This window comes from bacterium (assembly GCA_009926305.1).
GTDB lineage: Bacteria > Bdellovibrionota_C > UBA2361 > UBA2361 > RFPC01 > RFPC01.
Map to the genome: position 1 here is coordinate 22,105 of RFPC01000006.1, position 14,005 is coordinate 36,109.

Consider the following 14,005-nt stretch of genomic DNA (forward strand, 5'->3'; position numbering starts at 1 on the left):
TTTTACCTCAGCGAATGAAAAAAGTATTCAAGTTATGACTATCACCATACAGCGATATCCAACTCTTAGTACAGCATACCCTATTATCGCTCTATTTATAGCCAGTTGCAGGAATACCAGCAAAATATGTGTGGTTTGGTTGGATTCTATAATCCTTATCTTGATCAAAATGAAAGAAATAGGATGGCAACTCATCTTGCCGATTCACTACGACACCGTGGGCCCGATGATTCTTCAACGTGGAGCAATGAAGGGGGCCTTACCTTTGCTCATCGTCGACTGGCCATTCTCGATCTCTCTCCGCATGCAAAACAGCCAATGGTATCTCCTCGCACTGGGACAGTGCTGGTTTATAACGGAGAGATCTATAACTATCGCTCAATTCGGAAAGAATTAGAATGGAGTGGCTTATCGTTTCACGGAAGTGGAGATACTGAAGTCCTATTAGCAGCTATAGATCACTGGGGCCTAGAAAAGACTCTGACTAAGTGTAATGGAATGTTTGCAATTTGCCTTTGGAACGAAAATGAGCGAATTCTTCACATCGCACGAGATAGAATAGGAATAAAACCACTTTACTACGGATGGCTTAAAAGCGGCTTTGTTGTGACCTCTGAACTTAAAGCTCTCTATGGCCTGAAAGAATTTTGCCTTCCCCTTTCTTCTACTGGGCTATCACTCTTTTTCGAACATGGCTATATTTCGGCACCATATACAATCTTTCAGGGAATCTGGAAGATGATTCCTGGCACGAGCCTGTCGCTCAGCCAAAGCGAGCTTGAGTCAGCACCTAAAGGATTTTCTCCATATACAGACCGTAGTCATCTCTCCCCCAAGTCATTCTGGCAAGTACCGGACATTTCGCCTCCATATTCTGGTTCGCTACAGGATGCCATTGTCGATCTCCACGAGCTCATTAGAGATTCGGTCCGCATCCGCTCACTGGCGGATGTTCCAGTAGGGGCTTTTCTCTCAGGGGGTATCGATTCATCCACCATTGTGAGCTGTATGAACAGCTTGGATCCCCGAAATGTGCGGACATTTTCAATCGGCTTTCAAGAAAGTCAGTTTAACGAAGCGCCCTATGCGAGTGCAATTGCTTCCCATTTAGGTACAAAGCATACCGAGCACTATGTGAGTACCTCCGATGCACTCAACGTTATCCCGAACCTTTCTACAATCTATGATGAGCCATTTGCAGATTCATCACAGATTCCAACACTTTTACTCTCTCAGCTCACACGAGAACAAGTAACCGTATCTCTTTCAGGAGATGGGGGTGATGAGCTGTTCCTTGGATATCCTCGCTATCTCTTAGCAAAACGAGTCTGGAGCATACTGAAAAATGCACCATATCCACTACGAACTCGGCTCAAGGATGGAATTCAAGCTGTTCCTTCAAGCGGCTGGAGTAGTGTCTATTCAATTTTCCAGTGGCTATTACCCGAAGCGCTTCGAGGAATTCGAACTCCTGGAATGAAAGTACATCGATTTGCAGAGCTTCTTTGTGCTTCAAACCTTAGAGAGGTTTATCTTCAGGCGAATCTTCATTGGCCACCTTATGAAACTCCGGTTCATCGCTATGTTCCGTCGCAAACGCTCTTTCATACTGATATCGCTTCTAAAACATTAGCATCACGACACGACTACTTGAGTTTTATCGATTTTCATACCTACCTACCTGACGATATCCTTACGAAAGTTGACCGAGCCTCTATGGCATATGGATTGGAGGCACGTGTGCCCCTTTTAGACCATCGGATTATTGAATTTGCTCGGACATTGCCTATGAACTGGTGCATTGCTCATGGCTCACAAAAATATATCTTAAAAAAAATACTGAATAGGTATCTCCCTGAGACACTTTTTGAACGTCCAAAGGCAGGATTTTCCATTCCGCTTGCAAAATGGCTGCGAACAGAGCTCCGTTCCTGGGCTGAATCACTCCTAACACCAACCGAACTTCCACCAGATGGTCTCCTCAATAGATCCTTAATCCTAAAGACCTGGAAACGGCACCAACTCGAAGAGCTTGATTTGCATTCAAAACTTTGGAATGTCTTGATTTTTCAACAATGGAAGCGGACCTGGAGCGCAAATATCCTAGATCACTAGGCATTTCTCTTCAAATCCTCATGCCACCTTTTAGTTCTCTGTTCCAACAGCGAGCCGATAAGCATAGGTATTTTATATCTGCTACTGTTTTCTTCTCATGCTGATTCTATGACAGATCGGGCTTGATAAATTCTAAAACCTATGGAATTTACTAACGCCTCTTACCCGTCAATGGGAAACGCATTTTAACAAGTAAAGTGAGTATAGCGGCATAGAGTTATGAGTGATTTTTCAACTCCATATACGCCTGATAGTCTCGAGGACATGCTAGGGGAAGGCCCTGAATACTCGTTTCAAGACTTTTCGCTACAGGGAGGAGGTCTTTATAACTATAACCGTGACGATGTTGAGTTTGACACAGCTCATAACTTCTCCATCCCACTCGAACGACTCCCTCGTCGAAGTCGAGATCAGTTTCCCGAACTTTCACTTCCACTTCGTGTTGTAAAGCATATATCTGTTGAGGCTTCAATGAGTTCACATGATCGCATTCTTGATATCGGCTCTGGTAAGGGCCGACTTGCTGTCATGCTTCATACACTGACTGGAGCTCAAGTACGAGGCATTGAGATTGAGCCTTCATATGTGACGTATGCACGTGAGAGAACGCATAATTTTTCTGGTATCTCTTTTGAAACAGGAGATGCAACGAAAGTTGAGTTTCAAGATGAAAATATTATCTGTCTGATTAATCCATTTCGAGGTGCTCTCATGGAGAACCTCTTAACACGAATTCATACATATTATCTCGAAAAGAAAGAACAGGATTCAGACTCGTCTCTAAAAATAATCTCTCAAGGAATTTGCTCGTTTCACCTTCAGAGTAAACCCTGGCTTAAGCAGGTGGGGAGTGGGGATGGCATCCTATCCGTTGGGATCTTTGAGCTCTGTCGAGATTGAGGAACGAGCCTCCCCCTCCTCTCGCCCTAGAAAGCTCTTAATATCAAACCGATCGCTAACGTCACTCTGCTCATGAATAATATTCGGTCTACCATTCGTAAAATGAATTACGCCACCAAGCTGAAATCCATCACCAGAAAGATATCCGACTCCACACCTTTCAACACAGAGCGCAGGAACAGCTTTCCTTAAGACTCTAACTCCAAAGGCCCTCCAAAGAGATGCCTTGGAAAAACCGCAGAGCTCATAAAGAAAACATCTCGGGTCTTCAATAAGCTCGACCTGATCAAGATTAAAACTTTTGATCATTTTCAAGGCACGCTCCGTGGGACCCATATGTACGATTACTACCTGAATGCCAGCCCCACGAAGCCTCTCTCGTTCTGCGGAAATATCCTTAAAGACTTGCCGACAAAACGTACATCCTAAGTGACGAACAAAGAAAAGAAGAGTAGGCCTCTCAAACGAAGAGCTTCTGAGACTCTCAAACTGAGCGAGCAGCTCTTTTTCTCTTCCAATATTTTTGTTTCCATTCCTATGAGATTGCCATACTTTCAAAAGAATTAAGAAAAAAGGAATCCACCAGACCAGATCATTCGTAATAAGAAGCCAGGCTCCCGCCTCTGGCATGGAATGTGGAGTAACATTAAAGAAGTATCCTAGGGGCCCTAAAATTTTCCCCATAAAACCAATGAATACAATCGGCCAATATCGAAGAATATCGGTACTGGCAATCAGATAAGCAAGCCCATAGAGCCCCACAATCATTCCAATACACTGCCAAAGTGCCGGATATTCTGGCAGCGCGATTCCAGAAAGAATAAAGTAGTGCTCTGGGAAAAATACTGCCCATGCACCAAAACAAATATTATATATTCCCGCAATGAGCAGTACTATTTGTGGCCAACCAATAACAGGAGGCTTCCAAGCTCGGTGGACATAAAGAGTGTCGGTGGTCGCCAGCCGTGATACGGTACTATGATGATCAACTTGCAAATCTTTCATAGACTTTTTATATCAAAGGTTTTTTTAAGCCGAGCACTAATGCTAATTCAATATGTTTCTCTTCGCATTTCCAGAAATAGCAGCCGAAACTTCCCTCTCGACAAAGGATACTCTGAAACTATAACTAAACGGTTTTGCCCTCCAGAGGAATAGAAAAGAACATTTTCATAGAAATATTTCTTCTATTTCGTTATTGCTTTCGTTTATATCTTGCCCTCGCATGTTAGCCGGAAGTTCTTTCTCTTGCACTTGATAGCACTACATTGAAACCATCGGTAAAAAACTACTTCCTACCGATGGTCTTTCCGTCATGACTAAGCTGCTAACTTGAATTCAGCCTCTTTTTGCTCGTCGAGCCTCTTTTGAAGTTCAATCACTGAGTCTTCATACTGCTTGCTGTTCGTAAGAAGTTCGAGAAGTTCTCCTATCTGACCATCCTCATTCGCCATGCCCCGAATTTGCCTGACCACTTCTTGATGCACCTGAGCACGATCAATAGGTGTCATCGGCTCTCCAGAGAGCTTTGAAAGATGTTGCAGATATACTTGATATTCGTGCTCAGATACTCGATTCGTAACTCGCAGGAGCTCAATTTGCTGGCGCAGTGAAGCAAATGTAACACCACCAGCTTTCAACATTGCCTTAAAGTTTTCACGGACATCCGCGTCGGATTGCGCATTGGATGTAGCGGCGTTCAGGCTTTGCGCAGCTGCAGCATCGAATAAACTATTCTTTTTATGTGTCGTTGGGTTAAGCCCTGTAGCAATAGCATAAAGATGACCAAGCGGAACATTCTGAGAGGCTAAAGGATCGTTCCAATCTAAGACATGCGTCAAACGCTCAGAACCATCAAGGCTTCTTAACTTAGACTTTCCATCCCGTCCGATATTATACGTACTCCCATCAGCGAGTGGCACATGATGAGAGCCATCTATTTTACGGGCAAAACCAGCTTGCTCCATAGCATCACGCCAACTATCTCGTGCTATCTGTCCCTTATTCTTCTTGCTTCCAAATGCTCCTATAAGAGCGCCCACTCCTGCTCCAATCAGACCACCGACGATCGTTCCTACAATTGGCACGCTAGACCCAATGGTGGCACCAAGTGAAGCACCAGCCGCCAACGAAGAGATTGTCGCTACCCCAGCTCCAATAGCAGCTCCAGCACTGCCAAGCCCAATAGCCCCAATCTTTACTCCCTGACTTCTTGGAACATCACCTAACAGATCGATGACGTCTACTGCTTGTTTTCCACCGGTAAAAATACCTACGATAGCACTCGCTCCCGAAGCAACTCGCCCCAGCATCGATTTACCAGCTTGTTTTCCTAAAGCATCCAGGACAATCTCACTCCCTTGAATCGACGCAATAAATCGCTGTGTGTCATCCATGTCGCTCCATTTATTTACAATGTTTGCCAATGTAAGAGCACTCGTCGCTTTTGATGCCTGAATATCGGTAATCCATCCGTTAGTCTGAGCTGAAGAGAGGCCAGTCTCTGCAAGTGAAAGCAGCTTATCTTTTAACTTTTCATCTCCAACTAAGGTAGAAACAACCTTTAATGCTGAACTGACATTATGAGCCTCGATAAGGACTTTTTCAGGGATAACCTCTCCACTCTCCAATAAAAATCCCCGTTTTCCATCAGGCAGCATTGCACTCCCGACAACCCCGACATCCATTACTTGCGTTGGGGACTGAGGGCTTCCCGTGAAAGATGTTACGCTCAGCTGAGCAAGAGCCTCGGCAATCGCCAGTGCTTTCTCGGTTCTTGAGGCATTGCTGTGGAAGGTAGACATCAGAGCATCCGTTACCACACGAAATTTTTCACTCTCTGGCCTTCCAATAATATTGAGATCTTCAAGGATACTCGTGCTCAAAAGAGCTCCTTGATGGAACTTTTCTTCCGAAGTAAGCGCCGACCAATATCCTGCAATCCGAATACCCTCTTTTAGAGTACTAGCTTGTACACCAATCTTGTCTGCAATTTTTTCTAATCGATTTGACTGAAGAGGAGCCTTTTCTCTCTTGATGACCCTGTATAATTGCTCTAATGCCTCTCTTAATTCGTCTCCCCGTTTACTATCTATCATAGTAATTATTGACTCTAATTCTTGTGGAAGCTTTTGAAATATCCTCGGGAGTAATTTCTCGGCCGTATCTAGAAGTTTATCGAGCCAGCTATTGAGAGGACTATCTGCAGAACTCCTTTTATTCGCACTCATGTCATCACCATTTCCAGTGATGAGGTTTTTCTGAATAAAGGGCATCGATATAATCGGACGGCTCATTTCAGGCCTTAGCAGGTTTTCGAAATCTCTAAAGTCATTTTGATAGGCTTTATCAATATGTTGGCGCTCAGGTGAAATATGTAATCCCATCTCATGCTCTCCTCTTATTAGTTTTGAATGATGTCAAATTTATATTCGACAGATTTATGCTCGATGTTTCTTGAAGGAGAGAAAGCGCGCGTATGTGTGCCTGCTACTCAAATAGCAGACAAATGAGAAATAACAACGTAATCAGTACACATTACTACAATCGAAACGTGATTCCGCTTCCAATAAAGGAATCATCCGCTCGACCATTCAATCCTACACCCACGAGGAGATCCAATTGCAAATTCGGATGAAGTAAATAGGTAACTCCACCATTAACGTAATGTTCGGGAGCAGTACTCGGAGCATGACTACCCCGCGGGTAAAACCCATAGTACTCGGTATATACTCCAAGACGATCTGTGAGCTCATATGAAAGCGCGATTGAGGAAGATGGTTGAAAATAGTGTTCTCTCCTCTCAACTGCAGCGTTCAGATTCACTTGTCCAGCAAGAGCCCAGTCCGTATCCTCATGATATGACCACAAGAAACTGAGTTGCGAAGATGTCTTCTCTTGAGAGTATCGTTTGGCACCGGTCGCCAGAGTCACGTCGATTATAGTGCTCAGATCAAAGTTACAGTCACATGCTTCATATAGCTTGATCTTAGTACCGATAGTCAGGTCACCGAGGGCAAAGTCCGAATCTGTTCCTTTCAATCCCTGAGCTGATAAACGCAACTCGAGTAGATCCGTGACACCAATTCGAAGAAGACCTTCTGGTATCGCCTCCTGTTTGAAGTCTCTCTTATTATCCCGGGTATACCGATATCCAAACTCGCCTTGTAGGTGGCCCCGCTGAATAGTTTTTGTGCTTTCGGTAAAATCAGGTCGGTCAGTACTCATCGGCTCATGAAGCTCAGCATAGCCAAAGCCAAGTGGGCCCACTTCAGCAAAGCCTTCCCTTGTAATGACAAAGACGATAAGGGTGAGCAAGAACATGAAGGAGAAAATGAGGTTCCGATACGATTTCATACTGGCTAGGGTGCCACTGGAGGGGTAAAATCTCAATTATCTGGGCACATAACTCTTCAAATTTATGAATAAATCCCGCTAAAAGTCTTGATTTTATCCCTTCGACTGCACAACATACTAGGGTCCCCCGCGAGTAGCTCATTTGGTCGTGCCAATGTGAGCAAAGCGAACAAGGGAGGGACTCGACTCTTGGTTCACCCGTTCACCAAGGTGACAAATGCGAAAGCACTTGAGGAATAGGCAGCATAGCTGCTCGGTGAACTCTAGGCAGCATAGCTGCTCTGTGAACTCTAGGGGTCGAAGTAGTATCGTTCGCACGAAAAAAATTTGCATGCTCCCCGGTAGCTCAGTTGGTAGAGCAGCTGACTGTTAATCAGCTTGTCACTGGTTCGAGTCCAGTCCGGGGAGCCATTTTTCCATTCGGCATTCGCGCCCAGGGGCTGCGCCCCTCTCGCCCTCATCGGGCGTTCACCCCCACTTTAAAAGTTGTCCATGCGGCGTTCATCAACGCAACCTACTTCTCGACAGAAACGTAAATGTTATCAGCTTGGCGGAAGAAGAGTAAGAGTCACCGATCCGGTATAGGTGCCACTTGGGGCAGCGGCCAAATCAATCTGGAAAAAGAGGAGTCGTAGGCGTGCATTCGTACCACCCTCTGGTGTGCAGGAAGTATGCGTTGATGCTCCGGTTTGATTAGTCGAGGTAGTAACAGCTGACGCCTTCTTGGCTCCAAGATAGGTCAGTCCGGCTGCACTCGCTTGATCATTCCAGTAAACAAGGTAGCCAATTGAGTAAGAAAGTGAGTCATTTGAAACCGCAAACGAATCAGAGGGAGTGCTCGTGCAATCTCCCCCCCCAGTACAGGTTGAAGAGCCCTGTATCCTTACGTTGTATTCTGAAGTTGCATTATTGGTATAAATGCAAAGGTCATCATAGAGATCAGCAAAGGAACCGCCATCGTAGGTAATCGACATATCGTCGATACCTGAAACTCGATATAAATCTGGAATAGTTAATGAGATATCAGAAGATCCTTCTGAAGAGCTCTCAGAAGGGTTGGTTGGGTTTGTGGCAGCAAATAGGGAACTACTAAAAAGCAGTACAAACGGCAAAAGTATGTAACATTTCCATTTGGCTTCCATCGTGCTTCCGTGCTTAATGGGTGCTCTCTAAAGTGATACATCTCTACTGCTCCTGAACTACTAATCTCCCCCATAGAAAACATCGGAATTTTTATTATAGCGCTTAAGCACTATTGCTGAGAGAGCGCTTCCATTCGAGAAACCTGCCATAACCAGCTGACATTACTCGTGTATCAGTCTAGTCTCAAATAAAAATGGTGGTTTTACCCAGCACGAATTTAGGCTTAGAACACAATTTTTTTTGCAAGGAGAGTTAAAAATCCCTCAAGTAGTTTCGCGTCGAATCCAGAGAGTCATCACTCCGCAGGAGCTAAGAGCACTTTTGACTGAGCTCAGCACATCTTCTCTCAAGCTCCTCAAGAAGAAGAGCATGAGCATTCACATAAAGCTCTATTCCTTGCGCATTGAGATCCTCCTCTCCCTCCACAAGGCTTTTAAATTGTCGTATTTTCTGAGCAAACTCTGCTGTAGAAAGATCCTTCAGTGGCTGATTTTTCTGATGGGTATTGCTGTCTTTTGGTACATTTCTACTCATTGATACCTGTCTTGTCGCTGTTCGATCTTGATATGGAAGCAAATAGCCTCTGAGTAACTTTACGCGAAAGATTTATTATCCTCTCCTCAATTTTTATATCCAGAGTTACCAAAAGATCTTCCCTAAGATACTCGAGCACCATTTTCTGCCTGCTTGTCAGAAGTAAGCAGTATTGTTCCAGTTTCATGACTGACAGATGCGAGCACTAGAACCTCTGATCTGATACCTGCTACTCGTCTCGGAGGCAAATTTACGACGCCGATCACCTGTTTTCCAACAAGCTGTTCAGCCTCATACCCCTCGGTAAGCTGAGCTGAACTCTTCTTGAAACCTAAAGAGCCAAAGTCAATCTCAAGTACATAGGCAGGCTTTCTCGCCTTTGAATTGAGCTCAACAGCGGTGATTGTACCGATTCGCATATCAATACCTTGAAACTCTGTTATTGTGACTGTTTGCTGCTCTGTCATCATGTAAGACCTTATTATGAGTGAACGAAAATTCTTCTCTCTCTCAGAAAAATCAGAGGTAAAAACTATAGGCGGCGACGAGCGAACTCTTTCACTCTCAAGCGCCCTGTAAACTTTTCCAATTTACTCCGTCTGATACAATATTCAATATCTACTTGGATTGCATCTCATGAGCACACTCCTCACTCTATCTCCCTATGGTCTCTACTGTCCCCGTGGTGACTTTTTTATAGATCCACACCGCCCACGAGGCGTCGCTTTTATTACCCATGCACATGCTGACCATGCACGAAACGGAGCTTCCCTTTACTATGCACACAAAGATTCTCTTCCCTTTCTCTCCCATCGACTCGGAACACACACACCAATCATTCCACTCGAATACGGAGAGCGTGTTGAGAGAAATGGAGTTCTTATCTCGCTTCATCCTGCAGGCCATATTCTCGGCTCAGCACAAATTCGAATTGAGCAAAGAGGATATGTAACCGTCGTCACTGGAGACTATAAAACGACACCTGACCGAACGTGCGTCCCATTTGAGCAGATAGAATGTAATCACTTCATCACTGAAGCAACCTTTGCTCTTCCCATCTACCACTGGCAACCAGATGAAGTCATTTTCGATCAGATTCGTACCTGGTGGCGAGATAATCGTCTCAAAAAGAAAACTTCGCTCCTTTATGCTTATGCGCTCGGTAAGGCTCAACGGATACTCGCTGGGCTTCTCGGGGAAGATGCCCCTATTGCTCTCCATGGAGCCGTCTTGCCATATTTGACAGGATATAGAAATGCAGGGGTTACCTTTCCAGAGATAGTAAAGGCAAACGCTGAAAATGCGTCACTCCTCAGGGGAGAAGGGCTGATCATTGCTCCGCCTTCCGCTTGCAACTCGCCTTGGACAAGAAAGTTTGCACCCTTTTCGCAAGGATTTGCCTCAGGTTGGATGCAAATTCGAGGAAAGAAACGACAACGTCGGGGCATTGAATTTGGCTTCGTATTATCTGATCATGCAGATTGGAATGGACTCCTTACAGCCATTAAAAATTCTCGCGCTGAGACCATAACGACAATGCACGGAGAAGCAAGTGCCCTCCTTCGCTATCTTAAGGAGTCAGGGAAAGACGCCTGTTCTCTTCCTGAACGCTTCAAGAATCAAATGAGTGGAGAAGATCGGTAAGATGTCGCTTTTTGCTTCTCTCTTTTATGCCCTTGATCGAACTTCGAAAACTTCAGAAAAGTGCCTTCTTTTAAAAGAATACTTCGGAGTAGCCCCAGTTAAAGAGGCAACATGGGCTCTGTATTTTCTCTTGGGTGGGAAAATTACTCGCCTCTTTACTACTACAGAAATGCGAAAGATAATCTCCCGCCGTATGAATCTTCCACTGTGGCTCGTGGAGGATTCTTACGATACCGTAGGTGATCTTGCTGAGACCCTCGCTCTCCTTACCTTACCCATAAAGAATCAGACCAGCTCATCTCGCGTCCTTCACGAACTGGCAGAGAGTCTCCAAGATCTTCTCACCATCAGTGATATCAATCAACGCGAAGAGCGCCTCTGGAAACTCATTGAAAGCACACCCGATAAAGAACGCCTTATCTTATTCAAGCTCATGATTGGAGGACTTCGTATCGGCGTTTCGAAAGGACTCGTAACACAAGTACTCGCTGAATTATATGAGTTTGATATTGCCGAAATGGCACATCGGCTTGTTGGAGAATGGCAACCCACCGAGGAACGCTATCAAACGCTCATGAAAAGAACGAGCTGCAACGAATCTTTGGGAAATCCATACCCCTTTCTCTTAGCCTCTCCGCTCGATAGCACTCAAGAATCAGTTATCTCTTCCTCTCTTCCTGAATGGATTATCGAATGGAAATGGGATGGAATTCGAGCTCAGCTTCTCAAGCGTTCCGGTCATGTCATCATCTGGTCACGTGGTGAGGAAGTAATTACTGAAACATTCCCTGAACTCATATCTACAATGGAAAGAGTAGAGCATGATAATATTGTACTCGATGGAGAGATCATCGTCTGGAGAGATGGTCAACCACAGTCATTTGCCGAGCTACAAAAACGGCTCAATAGAAAAAAAATTTCGTCTCAACTCTTGAAGACTCTTCCCGTTCGTTTCATAGCATATGACTTACTAGAACTAGCCGGTAAAGATCTCCGTGGAGAGCCTCTGTCGATTCGTCGCCAGCACTTAGAAACGTTCTTTAAAGAGCATGAAGAACGTTTCTTGCTTCTCTCTCCATTACATAAAGTGACACGTCCTTCGCAAATGTCTGAGCTTCGCGCCAAAGCACGATCAAGACAATCCGAAGGGCTTATGATCAAACATCGAGCATCGTCATATGGCACAGGACGACGGGGAAGCCAGTGGTGGAAATGGAAAGTAGACCCCCTCAGACTTGATGTCGTATTACTCTATGCACAGAAAGGCCATGGAAGACGGGCAGACCTCTATACAAGCTATACGTTTGGAGTCTGGAAAAATGGCGAACTTGTAACTATTACCAAAGCATACTCTGGGCTCACGAATTCTGAGATACGAGAAGTAGATGCGTTTATTCGCAAAAATCAGCTGCAGAAATTCGGTCCCGTTCAAGCTGTTACCCCCAGTCTCGTGTTTGAAATTGCCTTTGATAGCATTCAACTTTCAAAACGACATAAAGCTGGCGTGGCACTTCGATTTCCACGAATTGTTCGTATTCGAAAAGACAAAGCAGCATATGAGGCCGATACCATAGAATCTGTAAGAATGCTCTTAGAGTAAGCTCAAAGGGTTATAGAGCATCAGCTGAACATATTCTCAATAAAAATATCTTCAAGCGGTAACTGCCCAGGTTTTGGCCATGCCGGCTTTAGCGCCTTCCCGACTGTTAGCATCATTCCGATTGCATGATCATCGGGAAGCTGAATACACTTTGCGACTGATTCCGCATCAAATCCAATCATAGGACATGAGTCATAACCTAGACCCTTCGCTGCCAGCATAAGAGTTTGGGCAAAAATTCCCACTGAACGCATTGCCTCATCTCTTTGAAGTCTCTCATTACTATCGTAAAACGGCTCAATCATAGGAACGAGCATCTCTTGGACCTCACTCGGTGCATTTTGCCAATATCGCGCTGGCTCTTTTGCATAGGCCTTGAGATCGGCGCAGATCACAAAAAGCAGAGAGGCCTCTTTCACCTGCGCTTGATTCCATGCTGCTGCATAGATTTGCTCACGTAACTTCTCTTCAGAGACCTCAACTACTCTCCAATGCTGGATATTAAAGGATGTAGGAGCTTGGAGCGCAGATTCAAGCAATATCCGTCGCTCCTCTTTTGTTATGACATGATTCGGATCGAAGTGCTTAACAGCTCGTCGACTTCTAATTGCCTCTAAAACTTCCATACGTCTTCCTTTTTAACAGATGTCTTTTTGATTATCCGTGTACCCCCCCCCGAGAGGAGAGCGCATGGGAGCTTCTCCTATAAGGCTTCGATGCGGCTTCTTCCTGCTAGAGCCCTCGCTAACGTTACTTCATCTGAATACTCAAGCTCACCGCCCTTTGGCATCCCCTGAGCCAGTCGCGAAGAGGGAATACCCCGTTCACTGAGAAGTCTTGCCACATACAATGCTGTAGCATCCCCCTCAACTGTTGAACCAGTCGCTATAATAACCTCTTCTATCTCAGCGCTCTCTGCTCGACGAAGCAACTCTGCTAACTTCATCGACTCAGGTCCTTGCCCACGAAGTGGTGCCCACAGTCCGTGAAGGACATGATACAGCCCTCGAAATTCACCCATTCGCTCAAAGGAAATAATATCCATCGGTTTTTCAACAACGCAAAGCACATGCGAATCACGTCCAGGATCGACACAGAAGCGACATTGCTCTTCCTCTGATAAGAAAAAGCAGGTCTTACAAAGTCCTATCTTTGAGCAAGCCTCCGAGATAGCACTACTCAACTTTTTCCCCAGATCCCCCTCTTCTTTGAGAATATAGTATGCCAGTCGAGTAGCCGACTTTTCTCCGATAGATGGAAGCCGTGACAACTCGTGCACCAATTTTTGAAATGAAGGAGGAAATGCCTGCATAAACGCTATAATAACGAAACGTTATTATCCGAGACCTGGAATATTTAATCCACCTGTTATCTTAGCCATCTTTCCCTGCACTTTTTCCTGCACATTCTTAAGGGCTTCATTTGTTGCTGCAACTACCAAATCTTGTAACATCTCAATGTCATCTGGATTAACAACATCCTTCTCAATAGAAACTGACTTTACCTGCTGTGTACCAAGCGCAACAACTTTTACCATTCCGCCTCCAGCGGAACCCTCAGCCTCCTCTTCCTTGGCTTGCTCTTGAAGCTCTGCAAGTTGGCTCTGCATCTTTTGAGCCTGCTTCATCATCTCCTGCATATTACCTGGCAAACCACCGCCAAATCCTTTTCCCATATCAGCTCTCTCCTTTTAAAACTTTCCTTATCTTACTG

Annotated in this window: 13 protein-coding genes and 1 tRNA gene; 5 read left to right on the forward strand and 9 right to left on the reverse strand. The window is 45.0% G+C overall.

Translation table 11 applies throughout. The features are described from left to right. Positions 1–126: 126 nt before the first annotated feature. Both asnB and EBR25_02200 read left to right on the forward strand, forming a co-directional pair. Entirely contained in the window at positions 127–2,115 is a 1,989-nt protein-coding gene (gene asnB, locus EBR25_02195) for an asparagine synthase (glutamine-hydrolyzing) (protein NBW39794.1), read from the forward strand. Between the two features lie 219 nt (positions 2,116–2,334). Further along, positions 2,335–3,015, forward strand: coding sequence for a class I SAM-dependent methyltransferase (locus EBR25_02200; GenBank protein ID NBW39795.1), 681 nt, complete (start codon positions 2,335–2,337; stop codon positions 3,013–3,015). Here the strand turns inward: EBR25_02200 and EBR25_02205 are convergent. From EBR25_02205 to EBR25_02215, 3 genes are all read right to left on the reverse strand, one after another. After that, positions 2,980–4,020: a hypothetical protein gene (locus EBR25_02205; protein ID NBW39796.1), complete on the reverse strand. Its 1,041-nt coding sequence runs from the start codon at positions 4,018–4,020 to the stop codon at positions 2,980–2,982. The genes EBR25_02200 and EBR25_02205 overlap by 36 nt on opposite strands. A gap of 314 nt (positions 4,021–4,334) precedes the next feature. Further along, positions 4,335–6,401, reverse strand: coding sequence for a hypothetical protein (locus EBR25_02210; protein NBW39797.1), 2,067 nt, complete (start codon positions 6,399–6,401; stop codon positions 4,335–4,337). A gap of 154 nt (positions 6,402–6,555) precedes the next feature. After that, positions 6,556–7,371, reverse strand: a complete 816-nt coding sequence (locus EBR25_02215; protein NBW39798.1) for a transporter — start codon at positions 7,369–7,371, stop codon at positions 6,556–6,558. Positions 7,372–7,706: 335 nt separating this feature from the next. On the opposite strand from EBR25_02215, the gene EBR25_02220 reads away from it, so the two are divergent. Continuing rightward, positions 7,707–7,782, forward strand: a tRNA-Asn gene (locus tag EBR25_02220). 131 nt (positions 7,783–7,913) lie between these two features. On the opposite strand, the gene EBR25_02225 is transcribed toward EBR25_02220, so the two are convergent. From EBR25_02225 to EBR25_02235, 3 genes are all read right to left on the reverse strand, one after another. Continuing rightward, complete coding sequence (locus EBR25_02225) at positions 7,914–8,513, reverse strand: hypothetical protein (protein ID NBW39799.1); 600 nt, start codon at positions 8,511–8,513, stop codon at positions 7,914–7,916. A 310-nt stretch (positions 8,514–8,823) separates the two neighbouring features. Continuing rightward, positions 8,824–9,090, reverse strand: a complete 267-nt coding sequence (locus EBR25_02230; GenBank protein NBW39800.1) for a hypothetical protein — start codon at positions 9,088–9,090, stop codon at positions 8,824–8,826. An 80-nt stretch (positions 9,091–9,170) separates the two neighbouring features. Further along, entirely contained in the window at positions 9,171–9,515 is a 345-nt protein-coding gene (locus EBR25_02235) for a tRNA-binding protein (protein ID NBW39801.1), read from the reverse strand. 169 nt (positions 9,516–9,684) lie between these two features. Between EBR25_02235 and EBR25_02240 the strand changes: the two genes are divergently transcribed. Both EBR25_02240 and EBR25_02245 read left to right on the forward strand, forming a co-directional pair. After that, positions 9,685–10,692: a ligase-associated DNA damage response exonuclease gene (locus EBR25_02240; GenBank protein ID NBW39802.1), complete on the forward strand. Its 1,008-nt coding sequence runs from the start codon at positions 9,685–9,687 to the stop codon at positions 10,690–10,692. Between the two features lies 1 nt (position 10,693). Next, on the forward strand, positions 10,694–12,292 hold the full coding sequence (locus EBR25_02245) for an ATP-dependent DNA ligase (protein ID NBW39803.1): 1,599 nt from the start codon (positions 10,694–10,696) through the stop codon (positions 12,290–12,292). Between the two features lie 20 nt (positions 12,293–12,312). Here EBR25_02245 and EBR25_02250 read toward each other — a convergent pair whose 3' ends face one another. The 3 genes from EBR25_02250 to EBR25_02260 form a co-directional block, all read right to left on the reverse strand. Then, a complete protein-coding gene (locus tag EBR25_02250; GenBank protein NBW39804.1) occupies positions 12,313–12,918 on the reverse strand; it encodes a nitroreductase family protein in 606 nt (201 codons plus the stop codon). Positions 12,919–12,995: 77 nt separating this feature from the next. After that, entirely contained in the window at positions 12,996–13,604 is a 609-nt protein-coding gene (gene recR, locus EBR25_02255; protein NBW39805.1) for a recombination protein RecR, read from the reverse strand. 24 nt (positions 13,605–13,628) lie between these two features. Continuing rightward, positions 13,629–13,967 carry a YbaB/EbfC family nucleoid-associated protein gene (locus tag EBR25_02260; GenBank protein ID NBW39806.1) on the reverse strand — a complete coding sequence of 113 codons (339 nt, stop codon included), beginning with the start codon at positions 13,965–13,967 and terminating at the stop codon, positions 13,629–13,631. Positions 13,968–14,005: the final 38 nt, after the last annotated feature.

Coding starts and splice junctions, on each gene's coding strand:
- EBR25_02200 (NBW39795.1), top strand. CDS start 2,335: ATGAGTGATTTTTCAACTCCATATACGCCTGATAGTCTCGAGGACATG.
- EBR25_02210 (NBW39797.1), bottom strand. CDS start 6,401: ATGGGATTACATATTTCACCTGAGCGCCAACATATTGATAAAGCCTAT.
- EBR25_02225 (NBW39799.1), bottom strand. CDS start 8,513: ATGGAAGCCAAATGGAAATGTTACATACTTTTGCCGTTTGTACTGCTT.
- EBR25_02240 (NBW39802.1), top strand. CDS start 9,685: ATGAGCACACTCCTCACTCTATCTCCCTATGGTCTCTACTGTCCCCGT.
- EBR25_02215 (NBW39798.1), bottom strand. CDS start 7,371: ATGAAATCGTATCGGAACCTCATTTTCTCCTTCATGTTCTTGCTCACC.
- asnB (NBW39794.1), top strand. CDS start 127: ATGTGTGGTTTGGTTGGATTCTATAATCCTTATCTTGATCAAAATGAA.
- EBR25_02205 (NBW39796.1), bottom strand. CDS start 4,020: ATGAAAGATTTGCAAGTTGATCATCATAGTACCGTATCACGGCTGGCG.
- EBR25_02260 (NBW39806.1), bottom strand. CDS start 13,967: ATGGGAAAAGGATTTGGCGGTGGTTTGCCAGGTAATATGCAGGAGATG.
- EBR25_02250 (NBW39804.1), bottom strand. CDS start 12,918: ATGGAAGTTTTAGAGGCAATTAGAAGTCGACGAGCTGTTAAGCACTTC.
- recR (NBW39805.1), bottom strand. CDS start 13,604: ATGCAGGCATTTCCTCCTTCATTTCAAAAATTGGTGCACGAGTTGTCA.
- EBR25_02245 (NBW39803.1), top strand. CDS start 10,694: ATGTCGCTTTTTGCTTCTCTCTTTTATGCCCTTGATCGAACTTCGAAA.
- EBR25_02235 (NBW39801.1), bottom strand. CDS start 9,515: ATGACAGAGCAGCAAACAGTCACAATAACAGAGTTTCAAGGTATTGAT.